This is a genomic window from Streptomyces sp. NPDC057302 (assembly GCF_042667685.1).
Lineage (GTDB): Bacteria > Actinomycetota > Actinomycetes > Streptomycetales > Streptomycetaceae > Streptomyces.
Genome location: NZ_JBHUZJ010000033.1, coordinates 16,392 through 34,064, shown reverse-complemented (window position 1 = coordinate 34,064; position 17,673 = coordinate 16,392). Strand labels below are relative to the sequence as shown.

Here is a 17,673-nt window from a genome sequence, read left to right as displayed (position 1 = left end):
TGTTCGGGTGCATTCGGGAGGGAGCATTTTTGAGAACGGGAGGCCGGCGGGCCGCCCGGGTCATTGGGGGTGGCGCTCGGCCACCGGGATCTTCACGGTCGGCGGATGCCAGTCGGCGATTCCGTCGAAGCCGCGCAGGAGCAGGCCGGGGACGGCCTTCGAAGCGGCCCTGAACACCGCGTCGCGGGTCGCGACGGCCGCGCGGGAGCGCAGCGACGTCAGCTTCAGGACGCGTTCCGCGCGCCGCACCAGGGCGGTGGTGCGCGGCCTGCGGTCGTGGTCGTAGGCGGCGAGCGCGGACAGCGGATCCCCGTTCGGCGCGGCGTGGTGGGCGAGCACCACGGCGTCCTCGATCGCCATGTTGGCGCCCTGGCCGAGCGTGGGGACCATGGCGTGGGCCGCGTCGCCGAGGAGCGCGGTGCGGCCCCGGTGGAACGCGCCGAGCGGCACGGCCATGTGGTGCACGTCGTGGCGCAGGATCTCGTCCTCGCCGACCGAGTCGATCAGCGTCGGCACGGGGTCGTGCCACTGGCCGAAGCGCCTGAGCAGTTCGGCCTTCTCGCCGTCCGGGGAGCGGCCGCCCTGCTGGGTCGCGGCACAGGCGTAGATGAACACGCTGTCCGCGTCCCGGATCAGGCTGCCCCACACGAGGCCGCGGCCCCACGACTCGTGCGGCACGAAGCCGGGGCCCGGCATGGGCGCCAGGATGCGCCAGACGGTCCAGCCGCCGTAGGCGGGACCGGGGTGGCCGGGGAAGAGGATGGTGCGCGTCCTGGAGTGGACGCCGTCGGCGGCGACGACGAGATCCGCCTCGTACATCCCCTGCGGCGTACTGACGTGCGCCGTGCGCCCCGCGGAGCCCGCGTCCGTGAGGTAGGCCGCCTCGCCGGTGCGCAGCACCCCCTTGGGCAGCCGGTCGACGATCAGGCCGACCAGGTCGCTGCGGCGCAGCACCACGAGAGGGCCGCCGAACCGCTCGGTGACGGCCGCGCTGGTCGTGCGGGTCAGCGGGCGGCCCCGGGGGTCGCACATCAGGCCGTCGCCCTGCCATGCCGCGAGCGCGGTGACCTCGTCGCCCAGGTCGAGGGCGGCGAGCGCCCGCTGTGCGTTGGGCGCGAGCGTCAGGGCGGCGCCGATCGGGGAGAGGGTGGGGGCGCGTTCAAGGACGGTGGTGTCCCAGCCGCGGCGGTGCAGGGCGAGGGCGGCGGTGAGGCCGCCGATGCCGGCACCGATGACGACGGCTCTGGGGCGGGGCATGGACTCTCCTTGTACGTCAGGCGAGTTGGCGTGAACCGAGAGTGGTCCGGGCGCGGTCCGGGGGCGGCGCGAACCGCCCCCGGACCACCCCCCGGGTCACCCCCGGGCACCTCCCGCCCGCCAGTGCACGGCGGCGGCTCCCGCGAAGTCCCCGGCGTGGGCGAAGCCCGCCAGCATCAGGAGGCTGCCGTCCTTGACCCGGCCCTCGCGGATGCCGTGGTCCAGGGTGATGGGGACGGCCGCGCCGAACAGGTTCCCGAACCGGTCGAAGGTGTCCAGATGGCGGTCGGGGCCGATGGAGAGCCGCTCCTGCCACTGCTTCAGGAACATCCGGTTGGGCTGGTTGGTGATCAGCAGATCCAGGTCGTCCGTCTTGAGGTCGAGCGACTCGCAGACCTTGCCCACCACCTCGGGCACCAGGCGGTTGCCGCGCTCGACGATGTCGGCGACCTTGTCGGGCGTGAACCCGACGTGCATCTGGCTGACCCCCGCCTCCCAGTACTTGCGCCCGTCGTGCAGCGCGAGACCGCAGTCCCGGGTGTACTCGCCGTGGTTGGCGACCTCGATGCCGAGGATCGGCGACTCGTCGGACGCCGCCACGTAGGCGGCTCCGCAGCCGTCACCGGGGATGACGGCCTCGGGCAGCCCGCGCACGTCGGGCTGCGTCATCACGGGGCCCGCGCTGTTCTGCACGTTGAAGAGCAGCGCGGACCTGGCCTGGCCCGAACCGATCAACGCACGGGCCAGCCGCAGCAGATGGACGAAGGAAGCACAGCCGCCGTTGTGGGCGTCGAGCACCCAGTCGGCCTTGACGCCGAGCCGGTGCGCCACCTCGGCCCCAGGGCCCGTGAACGGCACCTCGGGGAGCAGCGAGTTGGTGATCACCACGTCGACTGCGCGCAGGGCGTCGTCCCCGATGCGTTCCCGCAGGACGAGCCCGGCCTTCTCCATCATGTCCGCGGGCGTCTCGTCCCTGGACACCTGGTGCCGGGTGCGCGGCGCCTTGAACATCGTGTGCCCGGCCAAGTCGCCCTCGGCCGCCTGATGTTCGAGGAAGTACTCCGTGCCCACCGGTTCCCCGGGCATGTAGGAGGCGAGTTCGAGCAGGCTGACGGCTCTCATGCGGTGGCGCTGCCGTTGCGGAGCTCCAGGATCTTCTTCATGTTGTCGATCTCTATCTGGTGACCGGCGTAGAAGAGGTTCCACATGTCGCCGACCCACGGACGCTCGGGGCTCGACGCCAGCTCGGGGTGCGGGTTCTTGTCGTAGTACGGGTGACGGCAGTTGGTCCAGATCACCACGGAGCCGGGCTTGTTCAGGACGGTCTGCGCGTCGATGATCCGGTGGATGTAGACCATCCACAGCTCCTCGCCCTGGTCCCAGGCGCACTTCATGTCGACGGTAAGGGCCCTGGGGTCGCCGTCGATCCGCAGGAAGATCTTGGTCTCGTCGTCGAGGAGGGTGTCGCGGCCCTGGTAGAGGCCGGGGGTCCCGGTGGGCGCGAAGTCGCGGGTGCTGTAGGTGTACTCGTTGAGGTTGCGCTCGTTGGTGAGGTAGTCGTAGACGTCCTGCGGCGGCGCGTCGATGTACTGGTGGACGGTGACGAACTTCCCGTACACCTCGTCGTACGTGAATGACTCCTTGGTCATCTGCGCGGCCTGGGCGAGGGCCTCCTCGCGGGGCGTGGTCTCCCAGCGGAGCAGCCCGGGGACGTCCTTGAGGTCGGCGGGGATCGCCTCCGGCGCGACGTAGTCGGTGTCGGTGGCGTCCGTGTTCGTGAGGGCGGTGGTCATCCTGGTACGACTCCTTGGTTGCTGGGCCGGCTCTTGCCGACGGCCATGGCGTGCTGCTGGAAGGGGCGGAACGGAGGCATTTCGGTGGGGTCGGTGTCCACGCAGATCAGCGAGGGCGCCCCGGAGGCCTCGGCTCGGGCGAGCGCGGTGCGCAGTTCGTCGGCGGTCGTCGCGGTCACCGCGTCGAGGCCGGGGAACATGGCGGCGGCGCCTTCGCCGATCCGGGCCGGGCGGAAGAGGTTGTAGGTGTAGTCACCGGAGAAGAACAGCTGCTCACGGGTGTGGCACATGCCGTGCGAGTTGTTGTTGAAGATCACGAAGGTGACGGGCAGCCGGTGCTCGACCGCGGTGTGGATCTCCAGGCCGTGCATGAAGAAGGCCCCGTCACCGGCGAACACACAGGTGCGCCTGCCGGTCGCGAACGCGGCCCCGATACCGGCCCCGAAGCTGTGGCCCATGCCGCCCATGCCCATGGCGACGATGAACCGGCCGCCGACGGGCACACCGACGTGGTGGATCACGGTGGCGCCGGTATTGCCCGCGTCGCTCACGACGGTGGCGCCCTCGGGCAGCGCGGCGCCGACGACGATCGCGGCGGTGCGCATGCCCAGCGGTTCCAGTGGGTCCAGCGGGTCCGACGGCGAGAGACCTGGGGGCGGTGGCGCCGACCCGGCCGCGGGAGTGGGCGCCTCCTCCTGTTCCGCGCCCGCTGACGGAGCTGGGGCTCCCGCGTTCCCGGCCACCAACTCCTTCGTCAGTACGGTCATTTCGTCGGCCAGCGGCCCGGTGAGGCGCACCAGGTCCTCGTGCGGCTCCAGGAACGGCGCCCGCGGGTCGAGACAGACCACCGGCGCGCCCTTGAGGTGGTCGTGCAGCCCGGCGCCCGCCATCTGCGGAAGCCGGGTGCCGACGAGCACCACGGCCGACGCCTGCTCAAGTGCCTCCTGCACGTCGGCGGTGCCGATGACACCGGCGACGCCCAGATGTCCGGGATCGCGGTCGTCGAAGACGTCCTTCGCGTCCGGAGCCACGGCCACCCGCGCGCCGAGCGCCTCGACGAGCCGGGCGAGCTGGGGCCGCGCGTCCGCCCTCGCCACCGCCTCGCCGGCGACCACCACCACGCCCTGGCGCTCCCCGGCCGTGCGCAACAGGGCCACGGCCCGCTCACGTTCGGCCGCCGAAGAGAGCTCGGAGGCGGCGAGCTCGGGCGGGCCCGGGGTGTCCCAGGGGGAAAGGACGGCCTGCTGCACGTCCTTGGGCAGCAGGAGCACGGCGGGGCCCGGCGCGGCCGGGTCCATCGCCGCCGCCAGGGCGCGCGGCAGCGACTCGGTGATGGACTCCGGGTCGTCGACGCGTACGCAGTGCACGGCGATCTCGCCGAACAGCCGCTCCGCGTCGATGGACCCGGCGAGCCCGCTGGTCTCCTGGAAGGAACCGCGCCCGTCCAGTGAGGTGGGCGGCTGCCCGATCAGGACGAGGGCGGGCACGTAGGAAGCCCTGAGTTCGGCGATCCCGGGGACCAGGTTCATGGCCCCGGCCCCCGAGGTGGCGGCTATCACCGGTATGCGCTGGGAGGCACGGTGATAGCCGTCCGCCATCGTGGCCGCCGAGAACTCGTGCTTGGCGACCACGCCGAGCGGGCCCGATTCCGCGTGCCGGATCGCGTCGTAGAGGTCTTCGATATTGGCGCCACCGACTCCGAATACGTGCCCGACGTCCTGCCGGCGAAGAAAGTCGACGATGAAGTCGACCACGCGGAATTGGTTTCTCATGTGGACCGTCCCTCTTTCCAGGCGGTGGTCCAGCTATTGCAGGCCTTTCGGTCCGCCACGGGCAAGTGACACATCCCTGCCACCCCGGGGCGGGCACGGTATGGCAGGGATCTGCCATACCGGTCTGTCATGTCCGGTGGCGGCGGCCGAAGTTAGGTTCTGGTCAATCGCTCACCGCGCATCGCATCGCACCGCGCATCGCATCGCACCGCACCGCGTATCGCACCGACCGGAAGGACTCCCATCGTGATCACCGTTGAATCCATCTGCGCCCTCATAGCGAAGAAGCTCGGCAACAAGGCCTCCGGCCTCACGCTCGACGCCGACACGGCCTTCGACTCGGTGGGTCTCTCCAGCCTGCAGATCGCCGACATCGTCTACACGGTCGAGGACGACGCGGAGATCGAGCTCGACCCGAGCCAGGCGGCGAACGTGAAGACCGTCGGCGACCTGGTCAAGCTGGTCGAGTCCACCCAGACGGCCGCCGCCGCATGAGCACCGTCGCCTACCAGGGCGCCACGGCCGAGGCGATCAGGCACCACTACGACGTCTCCAACGACTTCTACGGCCTGTGGCTGGACGGTTCGCTCACCTACACCTGCGCCCTGTGGGACGAGTCGGGGGCCGACCTCGCCGAACTGGCGCACAGCGCCGACGACTTGGAGGCCGCGCAGGCCCGCAAGCTGGACTACCTCATCGAGGGGGCCAAGGCGGCCGGCGCCGGCCGGGTCCTGGACGTGGGCTGCGGCTGGGGAAGCCTCCTCAAGCGCCTGACCGGGATCTACGGCGTGCAGCACGCGACGGGGCTCACCCTCAGCGACAGCCAGGCCGAACTGGTCAGGGCGTCCGGGATCGCGCGCACCGACATCCGGGTGGAGAACTGGCTCAACCACGAGCCGACCGAGGGCTACGACGCGATCATCTCGATCGGCGCGTTCGAGCACTTCGCCAAGACCGGCCTGTCCAGGGCCGAACGGATCGCGGCCTACCGCGAGTTCTTCGAGCGCTGCTACGAATGGCTGCCCTCGCACGGCCGCATCGCCCTGCAGACCAACATCAAGGGCAACAACACCGTGATGGACAAGGCCACCGTGCGTGAGCTCATGTTCATCATCGAGACCATTTTCCCGGAGTCGGAGATCCCGGCGCTCTCCGAAGTCATCGAATCCAGCGAAAAGCTCTTCGACGTGGTGTCCCTGCGCAATGACCCGGACCACTACAGCCGTACCTGCGGGGAATGGCTGCGTCGGCTCCAGGAGAACAGGGAAGCCGCCGTACGCATCTCGGGCGAGGACAACGTCGTCAATTACGAGAACTATCTCGGCGCGAGCGTGCGGCACTTCAAGAACCGCCACCTGGGCCTCGCGAGGATCATTCTCGAAAAGGGGCGTTGAGTGAGCACGCGGAGGAACGTCGTCTACTGGCACGAGACGGAGTCCGTCACGCCCGAGCCCCCGCTGCGGGACGAGGTCGACTGCGACGTCGCGATCGTCGGCGGCGGCTACACCGGCCTGTGGGCCGCGCACTTCCTCAAGGAGGCCGAGCCCGCGCTCGACATCCGCGTCGTCGAGTCCAAGTACTCGGGGTACGGGGCGTCGGGCCGCGCGGACGGCTTCGTCACGCCGACCATCGGCAAGGACATCCAGGCCCTGGTCGAGGAGTTCGGCACCCGCCGCGCCCTGGAGGCCTCGCAGGCCGTCGGGCGCTCCATCCTGGAGATCGGCCGCTTCACGCGCCGCAACAAGATCGACGCGCAGTACGAGGCCAACGACTACCTGATGGTCGCCACCGACCAGGCCCAGCTGCGCCGCCTGCGCGCCGACCGGCAGCTCGCGACCACCATCGCGGGACGCGAGCAGCCCGAGCTCCTGTCGGGCGCCGAGGCCCGGGAGGTGATCGGCTCGCCCGCCATCCTGGGCGCGATGCGCACCGGCGGCGCCCTGATCAACCCGTTCCGCCTCGCCCGCGGTGTGGCCCGGGTGGTCAAGGAGCGCGGGGTGACCGTCTACGAGAACACGCCGGTCCTGCGCGTGGACCCCGGAGTGCGGCCCACGGTCGTCACGCCCGGCGGCCGGATCAGGGCCGACAAGGTGATCATCGCGGCCAACGCGCACCAGTTCACCTTCGAGGAGTTCCGCAACAAGACCGTGCCCATCTGGAGCTACGCGATGGTGAGCGAACCGCTCACCGAAGAGCAGCTCGGCCGTGTCGCCTGGGCGGGCCGCGAAGGCCTCGTCGAGGCGAAGACCTTCCTGACCTGCGCCCGGTTCACCGCGGACAACCGCCTGATGTGGGCCGGCGGCCCCGCCCTCTACTTCTACGGCCGGGACATGCGCAGGCGCCGCATGAACGACCAGCGGGCCTACCGCGAGCTGCACAAGGAGTTCGCGCGGTTCTTCCCCATGTGGCGGGACGTCAAGTTCACCTACACGTACGGCGGCACCGTCGACGTCACCCGTGACTACGCCCCGCACTTCGGGTCACTGCCCGGCGGCAACGTCTTCTACGGCTACGGCTTCAACGGCAACGGCATCGCCGCCACGCACACCGGCGGCAAGGTCCTGCGCGACCTCGTCCTCGGCAAGGACTCCGAGTACTCACGGCTCCTCTACGTGGACGACGCGCACCGCAAGCAGCGCAGCTTCCCGCCCGAGCCGCTCCTCTACGTCGGGGCCCGCGCCACCACACGCCTCATGGAGTGGAAGGAGTCCCGGGCATGAGCGAGCGACGCACCGTACTGCTCACCGGCGCGTCCGGCGTCGTGGGCCGCGCCATCCTCCAGGAGGCGCCGGGCCGGCCGGTCCGGCTCATCTCCATGGCCAGGCCCGGCGGCGTGGCACTGCCCGCCGGAACCGAGCACGTACTCGACGCCGACCTGGCGAAGCCGCGCTTCGGTCTCGACGAGGACAGCTACCGGGCCCTGGTCAGGGACGTGGACACCGTCATCCACTCGGCGGGCCTCACCGAGTGGGGTCTTCCCGACGAGCGGTACAAGCCGGTGAACGTGGACGGCACCCGCCGGGTCATCGAGTTCGCCGAACTCTCGGGCGCCACCGTTCACTTCATGAGCACCGCCTTCGTGGCCGCGCTCTCGGCGAACGCCCCGTACAGACTCAGCGACACGAACGTCACCACCAACTACGTACGCTCCAAGCTCCGTTCGGAGCAGCTGCTGCGTGACAGCGGTCTCCCGCACACGGTGTTCCGGCCGACGAACCTGATCGGCGACTCGCAGACCGGCTGGACCTCGCGCGGCCAGATCGTGCAGCTGATGTCCGACTGGATCTGCCGCGGCCGTGCGCCCTTCATCCCCGTCCACGAGGGCAACCGCATCGACATCGTGCCGCAGGACCTGCTCGCCAAGGCGGTGCTCGCCGCCGTCGAACTCGGCGACACCAGCGGCGAGTTCTGGGTGACGTACGGCGAAGAGGCCATGGACATGCAGGCCGCCATCGACGTGTGCGCCAAGCACGCGGCGGGCCTGGGCCGCACCCTCACCCCGCCCCCGGTCACCGACCCCGACGCCCTGGACCCCGAGGAACTGCGCAGGCTGCCTCCGTTGGCCCGCTCGTACCTCTCCGTCCTGCGGGACGTCAGCGAGGTGACCCGCTGCGGCGGCGGAGTCCTGCCCACGTCGATGCCGCAGCTGCGCGAGCGCTACGGGGTCCCCTTCGTCCACGACACGGACGCCTACCAGCGGACGCTCGAATACGCCTCCGCCCACCTCAGCTAGCCGGTCAGACCCAGTAGGACCAGCAGGAAAGGACGCAACCGTGAACCCCGAGAACGTGGCGTGGAAGCCCCCGCGGCTCGACAACACCGTCGCCGTGGTCACCGGCGCCAGCAGGGGAGTGGGCCGCGGCATCGCGCTCGCCCTCGGCAGCGCCGGCGCGACGGTGTACGTCACCGGGCGCAGCACCCGCACCGACGGCCGCACCGAAGGCCTGCCCGGCACGGTCGACGACACCGCCGACGAGGTCACCGCACGGGGCGGCACCGGCATCGCGGTCCGCTGCGACCATCGCTCGACCGAGGACAACCAGGCGCTCACGGACCGCGTCAGGGCCGAGCACGGCAAGCTGGACCTGCTGGTGAACAACGCCTGGGCGGGATACGAGCGTTCGGCCGACGTACGGTTCGACGCCCCGTACTGGAAGCAGCCGATGTGGCGCTACGAACTCTGCGAAGGCTCGCTGCGCGCCCAGTACGACATCACGCGCCTGCTCACCCCGCTGATGATCGAGCAGGAGGCCGAGCGCACCGGACTGATCGTCGGCATCGGCTTCACCGACGGCGACACCTACCTGGGCCAGGCGGCGTACGACGTCTTCAAGTCCGCCAACGACCGGCTCAGCAAGGCCTTCGCCGCGGACCTGCGCAAGCAGCGGATCGCCGCGCTCTCCCTGCACCCCGGCTTCGTGCGGACCGAGCGCGTCGAGGCGGCCTGGGAGGCGCTCGGCGACGGCCCCGCGGCGGTCGTCCACTCGCCCGAGTACGTGGGCCGCGCGATCAACGCGCTGGCCGCCGACCCCGACGTCCTCAGCCGCTCGGGCCAGGTGCTCTCCACCGGTGACCTGGCCGACGAGTACGGCTTCAGCGACGTCGACGGCAGGCGGCTGCCCGCCTTCCGCCTGGAGGGCCGGATGAGCCTGGCCACGCGCATGGACCGCCTCAACCGGGTGGTCGCACAGGCCACGGCGGCCTCCTGACCTTCAGAGACCGAAGCACCCCCACACAGCTTGGCGAACATTGGCGAACAGGAGAACGCATATGGGCAGGGGATCCGCCTCGTCCACCGCGGCAGCCGTACCCGGCGGCGCGGCGACCAAGGCGGCAGGGCTCGCGCTCGCGGTGACCTGCGGCGCACAGTTCATGGTCATCATCGACGACACCGTCGTCTCCATGGCGCTGCCGACCATCCGCACCACCCTCGACTTCGACCGGGCCTCACTGGCCTGGGTCGTCGACGCCTACATGCTGCTGTTCGGCGGCTTCCTGGTGCTCGGCGGCCGCTGCGCCGACCTGTTCGGCAGACGGCGGGTGTTCCTCACCGGCCTCGCGGTCTTCACCGCCGCCTCGCTCGTCTGCGGTCTGGCCAACTCGCCCGAGATGCTGATCGTGGCGCGCGGCGCCCAGGGCTTCGGTGCCGCACTGCTCAGCCCGGCCGCGCTCTCCATCCTGATCACCGTCTTCACCGAGGCGAAGGAGCGCCGCAAGGCCCTGGGCATCTGGGGCGGACTCACCGGGATCTCGGGCGTCTCCGGCGTCCTGCTCGGCGGGGTCATCACCGACCTCGTCGACTGGCGCTGGGTGTTCTTCATCAACATCCCGGTCGGTGTCCTGCTCTTCGCCCTCGCCCTGAAGCCCGCGCTCGCCGACCGCGAGGACGGCGCCCCGGGCAAGCGGCCCGCGACGGACGGCCTGGGCGCGGTCCTGATCACCGGCGGTCTCCTGCTGTTCGTCTACACGGTGATCAGCACCAACCACCGCCCCTGGGGCTCCGCCGCGACGATCGCCGGACTCATCGGCTCCGTGCTGCTCCTGGTGGCCTTCGTCATCAGGGAACAGCGCGCTCCCGAGCCGCTGATCCGCCTCGGGATCTTCGCCAGCCGGCAGATCTCCGCGGCCAACCTGATCATGCTGCTCGCCGCGTCGGGCCTGTACGGGATCTTCTTCTTCCTGACCCAGTACATGCAGAACCTCCTCCACTGGTCCCCGCTGCGCGCCGGCGTCTCCTGGGCGCCCTTCGGCATCACCATGGCGGTCTTCTCCGGCATCGCGATCCAGCTGCTCCCCAAGCTGGGCAGCCGCATCCTGTGCCTGCTCGGCCTCGCGTCCGCCACCACCGGACTCGCCCTGCTGATCGGCGCCCCGCTCAAGGCCTCGTACGCCTCCGACATCCTGCCCACCCTGCTGCTCTGCGCCGCCGGTTACGGCCTGGCCATGGTGCCCCTGGTGGTCGCCGCCGTCAGCGGCGTGCCCAAGGCGGACTCGGGCGCGGCGTCCGGAGTCCTCAACACCGGCCAGCAGATCGGCGGCGCGATCGGCCTCGCGGTCCTCGCCACCCTGGCGAGCACCCGCTTGGACGACGAGATCGCCTCCGGCGCGGCGGTCCCCGACGCCCTTCTGACGAGCTTCCACACGGTGTTCCTCGTCGGAACGGTGCTCACCGGATGCGCCGCGCTCCTCTCGCTGCTTCTGCCCGCGCTCCGCACCGAATTCGACCCGGAGACGACCTCGGGTGTCTGACGCCCAACGAAACTAAAGGGGAAGAAATGGACGGCAAGGAACACCGCTGGTACATGCTCGCGGCCTCCCTGGTCCCACTGATCGCACTCGGCGCCGCCATGGTGCTCGCGTGGAACCACATCTTCGGCTGGACCGACGTGGTGGTCACGGCTCTCATGTACGTCATCTCCGGGATCGGCATATCCACCGGCTACCACCGCATGCTGACCCACCGCTCGTTCGAGACGTACAAGCCGGTCCGCGTCGCCCTCGCCACCGCCGGGGTCCTCGCGGGCCAGGGCCCGCCGATCATCTGGGCGGCCCACCACCGCAAGCACCACCGCGTCGCCGACAAGGAGGGCGACCCGCACAGCCCGCACCTCGGCTTCGAGCCCGGCTTCAAGGGCGCCGTCGCCGGCATGTGGCACGCCCACCTCGGCTGGCTCTTCGACGAGGACCTCAGCTCCGACCCGATCCGCTACTGCCCCGACCTGGTGCGCGAGAAGCCGCTGCGCTGGCTCAGCGAGAACTTCGTGGCCGTCGTCGCCGCCGGTGTCGTCCTGCCGGGCCTCCTCGCCTTCGCGATCACCGGCGGCTCGGTCCAGGCGCTGTTCACGGGCATGCTGTGGGGCGGTCTGGTCCGCATCTTCCTGATCAACCACATGACGTACGCGGTGAACTCCGTCGGCCACGTCTTCGGCCGCCGCCGCTTCACCACCACCGACCAGTCGCGCAACGTCGCCTGGCTGGCGCTGCCCTCCTTCGGCGAGGCCTGGCACAACAACCACCACGCGTTCCCGCGCTCGGCCAGGCACGGCATGAAGTGGTACGAGGTCGACCTCTCCGCGATCTTCATCTGGAGCCTGGAGAAGACCCGCCTCGCCTGGAAGGTCATCCGCATCGACACCGAGCGGATGACGATGCGCGAGGCCGGCGTGAGCCGGGTCAGCGGCAGCAAGCTCAGCCAGGAGGAACTCCTGGTCAGCCAGCAGCGGATCGCGCCCATGGCGGACCGCTCGCGCGGCGGCACCGATCTCTCCCTCGTGGACGTGGAGTGACCATGGCGACCAACGGCACCGGACTCTGGGACCTCCTCCTGCGCGACGATTCCCACGGAGTCCTGCACCACTGGCAGGAGGACGACGGCTTCGGGCACACCCCGTGGCGCGAGGTCGTCGCCGACGCACACGGCATGGCCGCCACCCTGCGCGCCGCCGGTGTACGGCCCGGCGCCCGGGTCGCCACCGTCCTGACCAACTCGGCGCACACCCTGCGCGGACTCCTCGCCGTCTGGCTCGCGGGCGGCGCCGTCGCGTCCTTCCCGCTGCCCGCCCGCGGCCAGAGCCCACAGGAGTACGGCGCCCAGCTGAGCGTGCTCACCGAGCGGCTCGGCCCCACGGTGCTCATCGTCGACGAGGGCCTCGCGCCCCTCGTGCCCGTGGAGCTCGCCGCGCGGTTCCCGGTGCTCAACTGGACGTCCCTGTACGGCGACGGGAGCATCGACCCGTCGCCGCCCGGCCCCGAGGACACCGCCTTCATCCAGTACTCCTCGGGCAGCACCAGCCTGCCCAAGGGCTGCGAGCTCAGCACCCGTGCCATCGGCACGCACCTGCACATGCTGCACGAGATGACGGGCGGGCGCCCCGGCGCCGAGACCATCGCCTCCTGGCTGCCGCTCTCCCACGACATGGGGATCTTCGGCACCATGCTGCACGCCTGGGCCTTCGACTACGACTTCGTCCTGTCGTCGCCCGAGCGGTTCGGCATGGCGCCGCGCACCTGGTTCCGCGACATGTCCGAGTACGGCGCCACCATGACCGCGGGCACCAACACCGCCCTGCACCTGGCCGCCCGCGCACAGGGCCGCAACCAGCTGCCCGAGCCGCTCGTCCTGAAGGTCTGCGTGGTCGGGGCCGAGCGGGTCGACTGGGAGACCCTGGACGCCACCGTGGCCGCGTTCGGCCCCTCGGGCCTGGAGGCCACGGCGTTCATGCCCGCCTACGGAATGGCCGAGGCGACCCTCGCGGTCTCCTGCTCCCCGCTCGGCGAGGTCCCCGTCACCCGCAGCTTCGACGGGGCGGCCCTGCTCGACGGCCGGATCGTCGAGGTCCCCGAGGACGCGCCGGGAGCCACCCGCCTCGTCTCGAACGGGCCACCGCTGCCCGGCGTCACGGTGACCACCAAGGAGCCGGGCCTCGTCTCCGAACTCCGCGTCGACTCGCCCAGCCTCGCCTCCGGCTACCTCGACGACGCCGAACGCACCGCCGAGCGCTTCCACGGCGGCGTCCTGCACACCGGCGACCTGGGGTTCGTCCACGACGGCGAGGTGTACTTCGTCGGCCGGGCCGACGACCTGATCTCGGTCGGCGGACGCAACGTCTACACCAGCGAGATCGAATCGGCGGTCGAGGCGATGGGCCCGGTCCGCAAGGGCTGCTCGGCCCTGGTCGACATGGCCGGCGGCGGCGTCTCCAAGCTGGTCCTGCTCCTCGAACCCACGCGCAAGAGCGCCGACTTCGAGCTCATCGCCGACCAGGCGGCAGCCGTGGCCAGGGAGAAGTCCGGCATCGCGCTCGCCGAGTGCGTGTTCGTCGAGCGCGGCCATCTGCCCAGGACACCCAGCGGCAAGATCCAGCGGTTCCGCTGCCGGGCCCTGCTCGGCGGGGACGCCGGCCTGCTCCAGACCATAGCGCGCGTCCAACTGGCCTGACCGGCACGGCCTTTCGGCCGACCGGCACGGCGACACCGTACGAGAAGGGATCCACCATGCCCCAGGGCCAGGCCCCACCAGCGGGCTTCTTCGCCGACACCGAGATCGTCGGCAAGGAGGACCATCTGCGACTGCACCTCAACGAGAATCCGTACGGCCCGCCGCCCGGCACCGTCGACGCCGTGCGCGCGGAGGCGGCGAGCCACCTCAACCGCTATCCCGACAGCGAGTGCAAGGAACTGCGCGCGAGCCTGGCCGCCCACTTCGGCGTCACCCCCGACATGGTGGCGGTCGGCAACGGCACCGACGAACTCGTCCTCGTCGCCTCGATGGCGTTCCTGCGCGAACCCGGCGCGACGGTCGTCACCACCGCCACCACCTTCCCCGGCTACGTGGTGTCCGCCGCGGCCGTCGGCGCGCGGGCGCACACGGTCCCGCTGCGTGACGCGTCGATCCCGGTCGACGGGGTCGTCGACGGGATGGAGCGCGGCGCTGGACTCGCCTTCGTCTGCAACCCGCTCAACCCCACCGGCGCCGTGCTCGACCGCGCCGCCGTGACCGAGCTGATCGACGCCGCCGAGCGCACCGGAACGGTGCTCGTCTTCGACGAGGCGTACATGGACTTCGCGGGCCCCGCCCACGAGTTCGCCCTCGACGCGGTGCGCGCGGGCCGCCGGGTCCTTGTGACCCGCACCTTCTCCAAGGCGTGGGGGCTCGCGTCGGTCCGGATGGGCTTCGCCATCGGCCCCCAGGACCTGATCCGGCGGATCGGGGCCGTCGCGGGCGCCCTGCCCTTCAACGTCAACCGTCCCGCCCAGCGGGCCGTGCTGCGCGCCCTCGAACAGCCCGAGCACATCGACCGGGTGCGCGCGGACAACGCGCGGGCCAGGGAGCTGCTCTGCAAGTCCCTGGACGCCCTGGGCATCGAACACGCCCCGTCCGTATCCAACTTCGTGATGGTGAAGGTGCCGGGGGAGGGCGCGGCCCCCGGCGACAGCGTGCGGTTCGCGGCCCGGCTCGCCGCCGAGCACCGCATCTTCGTACGCAACCTCGACGTGCTGGACCTCCCCGGCTATCTGCGGATCTCGGTGGGGACCGTGGACGAGGTGGAGCGCCTCGCCACGGCGCTCGCGGCTCTTCTGGGACAGGCCCGGCCGTGAGTGCCATCCGGCCGAGCGGCCGGATGGCGTGAACGCGCCCGATGCCGCCTGCTGCCGAGGGAAGATCGCAACAGCCAGGTCCTTCGCCTCGGAGGCGCTGCCCTGGCGAACCCGAAGCACCCGGTGGGCGGCACCCGTACCGCTCGCCGTCGACCTGTAAGGAGCGACATTCATGACCGAGTCCATCGCCCACCTCCCCTCGGGGCACCAGACGATGCTGCTGGCCCACCGTGCCATGGTGCGCGACCTCGACCGCGTGACCCGCAGCGCCGAGAAGCTGGCCCGGACGCCCGACGCCGAGCAGGCCGCCGCCCTCCTTGACTACGTGGACAAGCTGTTCCAGGTGATCGAGCACCACCACGAGGGCGAGGACGACTTCCTCTGGCCGCGGCTGCGTGAACTGGGTGCGGACCAGGAGGCGTTGGCGCTCATGACCGCCGAGCACGAAGAGCTCGCGAAGGTCCTGCACACCTGGCACGAGACGAGCGGACGGCTCGGCACGGACCCCGCCGCCGCGGCCGAACTGGCCACACGTACCCGCGAGGTGCGCGAGCAGCTGGCCGGACACGCGGGGGACGAGGAGCGGGAGCTGCTCGGCCGGCTGGCACCGGCCCTCGGCAAACAGATCTGGAAGGGCTTCGCGACGCACATGCGCAAAACGGCCCCCGGCTGGACGCTGCGCTTCATGCCGGCCTGGCTGCTGTCCGTGGCCGGACCGGGGGAGCAGGGCGGCGTCGCCGCCGCGCCGATCGGCCGGCTGTTCAGCGGCTGGCTGGAGAAGAGGCAGCGCGCCGCCTTCGGCGAGAACTACTGAGCCCCACAAGGCCCGTACGAGACCGCCGCGGGGCGCTGAACAGGCGCCGCACTGACGAGAGTTGAACGTCCAAGACCACACCTGCCCGAGCTGAACCGCTGAGTCGCCCGGCGACCTCGACACCCCTCTGCGTCACGTCACGCGAGTCCGGGTGGCGGTTCAGTGCGTCCTGAATCACGGAGGGAACCTTCATGAGTCCGTCGGCATCGGCCGTCACTCCGCAGTACGGGAGGGCGGACACACCGGACCGCTCGGCCGTATCGCCCCTGGAGAAGGGGCGGCAGTGGATAGAAGAGTTCATCATGCGGCCGCACGAGCGTACCAACCGGGAAGGCGCCGTCTGCCCGTTCGTCGAATCCTCGATGAAGGCGCGCAGCTTCCGCCTGGAGGAGTGGCCGGTCGAGCCCGACGTCGACACCGAGGGTCTGGTGGACGTCGTGCGCCGGATGGCCGAGGACTTCGAGGCCACACGGTGGGAGGGCCGCAACCGCGTCCTGCACACGCTGGTCCTGGTCCTGACGGGCCTGCCCGAGGAGAACCACCGCCTGCTCGACGAGGCGCACGCCCTCGCCAAGCCCGAACTGGTCGGCCGCGGCCTGATGCTGGCGCAGTTCCACCCGGACTGCGACGAACGGGCCGCGCGCAACGCGGAGTTCCAGGTGTCGCGCTCGCCCGTGCCGATGCTGGCGATGCGCTGGATGGCCTTCCACGACGTGCTGTTCCTCGGGGAGGACCCCGAGTGGTTCGCCGCCTACGAAGAGCGGTACGGGGGCAGGCACGAGCGGGGTTCGGTGGCCGACCCGCTGTTCGCCGACGCCTTCGCCGAGGCACGGGACAAGTGGGGCACCGCATGAGTCCGCTGCTGAGCACGGACCGGGGCGCACGCTTCGCACGGATCATGGGCGTGGGGACGTACCGCCCACGGCGGATCGTCGGCAACGAAGAAGCCTGCCGCCGCATCGACTCCTCGGACGAATGGATCCGCTCGCGCACGGGGATCAGGACCCGCCGCTGGGCAGGACCCGACGAGACCCTCGCGGTGATGGCCGAGGAGGCCGCCGCCAAGGCGATCGCGGCCGCGGGCATCACCCCGGCCGACGTCACCTGCGTCATCGCCGCGACCTTCACCTACCTCAAGCAGACCCCGGCCGTCGCGACGGACATCGCGCACCGCGTCGGGGCCCGGGGCGCGGCGGCCTTCGACCTGTCGGCGGGCTGCGCCGGGTTCGTGCACGGCGTGGTGCTCGCCGCGGACGCGGTCCGCAGCCGCGGCGGCCACGTCCTGGTCGTCGGCGTCGAGCGCATGACCGACCTGCTGAACCTCGAGGACCGCTCGACCGCCTTCATCTTCGGGGACGGCGCGGGAGCCGTGGTGATCGGCCCCTCCGAGGTCCCCGCCATCGGCCCCGCGATCTGGGGAGCGGACGGCTCCCAGGCGGACGCGATCGAGCAGACCGCCCCGTGGGACGTGCTCAGGCACTCGCCGGGAAGCGAGTTCCCGTGGATGCGCCAGGAAGGGCAGCGGGTCTTCCGCTGGGCCGTCTACGAGATGGCGCAGGTCGCCGCCCAGGCCCTGGACGCCGCCGGAATCTCCCCCGCGGACCTCGACGTCTTCATCCCGCACCAGGCCAACGTCCGCATCATCGACGCGATGGCGAAGCGCATCGGCCTGCCGGCCGGCGTGCGGGTGGCCAAGGACATCGTCACCGCGGGCAACACGTCGGGAGCCTCGATCCCGCTCGCCATGGACGCGGTGCTCGCGTCGGGCGAGGCGAAGCCGGGCGACACGGCCCTGCTGCTCGGCTACGGCGCGGGCCTCTCGTACGCGTCGGTCGTGGCGACCCTGCCATGAGTCGGGGCCGGGCCCCATGGACCCCGCCCCCACACCGGGCACCCCCCCCGTTAACGCGCCATCCCCGGCAGCAAGCCCAATAACCGC

The 17,673-nt window shown here is 71.0% G+C and carries 16 protein-coding genes; 12 read left to right on the top strand and 4 right to left on the bottom strand.

The window, feature by feature from the left end:
• Nucleotides 1–60: 60 nt before the first annotated feature.
• From ACFUPX_RS23005 to ACFUPX_RS22990, 4 genes are all read right to left on the bottom strand, one after another.
• Nucleotides 61–1,257 (bottom strand): FAD-dependent oxidoreductase, encoded by a 1,197-nt coding sequence (locus ACFUPX_RS23005; RefSeq protein ID WP_383325557.1) that lies wholly within the window; start codon nt 1,255–1,257, stop codon nt 61–63.
• A 96-nt stretch (nt 1,258–1,353) separates the two neighbouring features.
• Nucleotides 1,354–2,379 (bottom strand): 3-oxoacyl-ACP synthase III family protein, encoded by a 1,026-nt coding sequence (locus ACFUPX_RS23000; protein WP_383325555.1) that lies wholly within the window; start codon nt 2,377–2,379, stop codon nt 1,354–1,356.
• Nucleotides 2,376–3,050, bottom strand: a complete 675-nt coding sequence (locus ACFUPX_RS22995) for an SRPBCC family protein (protein WP_383325552.1) — start codon at nt 3,048–3,050, stop codon at nt 2,376–2,378. The genes ACFUPX_RS23000 and ACFUPX_RS22995 overlap by 4 nt, the downstream gene beginning before the upstream one ends.
• Nucleotides 3,047–4,822, bottom strand: coding sequence for a thiamine pyrophosphate-binding protein (locus ACFUPX_RS22990; RefSeq protein WP_383325549.1), 1,776 nt, complete (start codon nt 4,820–4,822; stop codon nt 3,047–3,049). The genes ACFUPX_RS22995 and ACFUPX_RS22990 overlap by 4 nt, the downstream gene beginning before the upstream one ends.
• Nucleotides 4,823–5,068: 246 nt before the next feature.
• Here ACFUPX_RS22990 and ACFUPX_RS22985 point away from each other — a divergent pair, with 246 nt between their 5' ends.
• The 12 genes from ACFUPX_RS22985 to ACFUPX_RS22930 all read left to right on the top strand — a co-directional run bounded on the left by ACFUPX_RS22985 (nt 5,069) and on the right by ACFUPX_RS22930 (nt 17,586).
• The gene (locus ACFUPX_RS22985) at nt 5,069–5,317 is read left to right on the top strand and encodes an acyl carrier protein (protein ID WP_383325546.1); all 249 of its coding nucleotides are present in this window, start codon (nt 5,069–5,071) and stop codon (nt 5,315–5,317) included.
• On the top strand, nt 5,314–6,216 hold the full coding sequence (locus ACFUPX_RS22980; RefSeq protein WP_383325543.1) for a class I SAM-dependent methyltransferase: 903 nt from the start codon (nt 5,314–5,316) through the stop codon (nt 6,214–6,216). The genes ACFUPX_RS22985 and ACFUPX_RS22980 overlap by 4 nt, the downstream gene beginning before the upstream one ends.
• Entirely contained in the window at nt 6,217–7,542 is a 1,326-nt protein-coding gene (locus ACFUPX_RS22975) for an NAD(P)/FAD-dependent oxidoreductase (protein ID WP_383325540.1), read from the top strand.
• Nucleotides 7,539–8,555 (top strand): SDR family oxidoreductase, encoded by a 1,017-nt coding sequence (locus tag ACFUPX_RS22970; RefSeq protein ID WP_383325537.1) that lies wholly within the window; start codon nt 7,539–7,541, stop codon nt 8,553–8,555. Before ACFUPX_RS22975 ends, ACFUPX_RS22970 begins: the two co-directional genes overlap by 4 nt.
• Before the next feature lie 40 nt (nt 8,556–8,595).
• A complete protein-coding gene (locus tag ACFUPX_RS22965; RefSeq protein ID WP_383325534.1) occupies nt 8,596–9,531 on the top strand; it encodes an SDR family NAD(P)-dependent oxidoreductase in 936 nt (311 codons plus the stop codon).
• Between the two features lie 61 nt (nt 9,532–9,592).
• The gene (locus tag ACFUPX_RS22960) at nt 9,593–11,071 is read left to right on the top strand and encodes an MFS transporter (RefSeq protein WP_383325531.1); all 1,479 of its coding nucleotides are present in this window, start codon (nt 9,593–9,595) and stop codon (nt 11,069–11,071) included.
• A gap of 26 nt (nt 11,072–11,097) precedes the next feature.
• A complete protein-coding gene (locus ACFUPX_RS22955; protein ID WP_383325528.1) occupies nt 11,098–12,108 on the top strand; it encodes an acyl-CoA desaturase in 1,011 nt (336 codons plus the stop codon).
• A gap of 2 nt (nt 12,109–12,110) precedes the next feature.
• A complete protein-coding gene (locus ACFUPX_RS22950) occupies nt 12,111–13,760 on the top strand; it encodes an AMP-binding protein (RefSeq protein ID WP_383325525.1) in 1,650 nt (549 codons plus the stop codon).
• A 56-nt stretch (nt 13,761–13,816) separates the two neighbouring features.
• Nucleotides 13,817–14,920 carry a pyridoxal phosphate-dependent aminotransferase gene (locus tag ACFUPX_RS22945; RefSeq protein WP_383325522.1) on the top strand — a complete coding sequence of 368 codons (1,104 nt, stop codon included), beginning with the start codon at nt 13,817–13,819 and terminating at the stop codon, nt 14,918–14,920.
• A gap of 172 nt (nt 14,921–15,092) precedes the next feature.
• Nucleotides 15,093–15,734 (top strand): hemerythrin domain-containing protein, encoded by a 642-nt coding sequence (locus ACFUPX_RS22940; protein WP_383325519.1) that lies wholly within the window; start codon nt 15,093–15,095, stop codon nt 15,732–15,734.
• A 191-nt stretch (nt 15,735–15,925) separates the two neighbouring features.
• Nucleotides 15,926–16,588 carry a DUF6875 domain-containing protein gene (locus tag ACFUPX_RS22935; protein ID WP_383325516.1) on the top strand — a complete coding sequence of 221 codons (663 nt, stop codon included), beginning with the start codon at nt 15,926–15,928 and terminating at the stop codon, nt 16,586–16,588.
• Nucleotides 16,585–17,586, top strand: a complete 1,002-nt coding sequence (locus ACFUPX_RS22930; protein ID WP_383325513.1) for a beta-ketoacyl-ACP synthase III — start codon at nt 16,585–16,587, stop codon at nt 17,584–17,586. Before ACFUPX_RS22935 ends, ACFUPX_RS22930 begins: the two co-directional genes overlap by 4 nt.
• The last annotated feature ends 87 nt before the right edge of the window (nt 17,587–17,673 follow it).

Excerpts from the sequence above, each read along its gene's own strand:
- ACFUPX_RS22955 (WP_383325528.1), top strand. The coding sequence starts at position 11,098 with ATGGACGGCAAGGAACACCGCTGGTACATGCTCGCGGCCTCCCTGGTC.
- ACFUPX_RS22990 (WP_383325549.1), bottom strand. The coding sequence starts at position 4,822 with ATGAGAAACCAATTCCGCGTGGTCGACTTCATCGTCGACTTTCTTCGC.
- ACFUPX_RS23005 (WP_383325557.1), bottom strand. The coding sequence starts at position 1,257 with ATGCCCCGCCCCAGAGCCGTCGTCATCGGTGCCGGCATCGGCGGCCTC.
- ACFUPX_RS22945 (WP_383325522.1), top strand. The coding sequence starts at position 13,817 with ATGCCCCAGGGCCAGGCCCCACCAGCGGGCTTCTTCGCCGACACCGAG.
- ACFUPX_RS23000 (WP_383325555.1), bottom strand. The coding sequence starts at position 2,379 with ATGAGAGCCGTCAGCCTGCTCGAACTCGCCTCCTACATGCCCGGGGAA.
- ACFUPX_RS22970 (WP_383325537.1), top strand. The coding sequence starts at position 7,539 with ATGAGCGAGCGACGCACCGTACTGCTCACCGGCGCGTCCGGCGTCGTG.
- ACFUPX_RS22995 (WP_383325552.1), bottom strand. The coding sequence starts at position 3,050 with ATGACCACCGCCCTCACGAACACGGACGCCACCGACACCGACTACGTC.
- ACFUPX_RS22940 (WP_383325519.1), top strand. The coding sequence starts at position 15,093 with ATGACCGAGTCCATCGCCCACCTCCCCTCGGGGCACCAGACGATGCTG.
- ACFUPX_RS22930 (WP_383325513.1), top strand. The coding sequence starts at position 16,585 with ATGAGTCCGCTGCTGAGCACGGACCGGGGCGCACGCTTCGCACGGATC.
- ACFUPX_RS22935 (WP_383325516.1), top strand. The coding sequence starts at position 15,926 with ATGAGTCCGTCGGCATCGGCCGTCACTCCGCAGTACGGGAGGGCGGAC.
- ACFUPX_RS22950 (WP_383325525.1), top strand. The coding sequence starts at position 12,111 with ATGGCGACCAACGGCACCGGACTCTGGGACCTCCTCCTGCGCGACGAT.
- ACFUPX_RS22980 (WP_383325543.1), top strand. The coding sequence starts at position 5,314 with ATGAGCACCGTCGCCTACCAGGGCGCCACGGCCGAGGCGATCAGGCAC.
- ACFUPX_RS22960 (WP_383325531.1), top strand. The coding sequence starts at position 9,593 with ATGGGCAGGGGATCCGCCTCGTCCACCGCGGCAGCCGTACCCGGCGGC.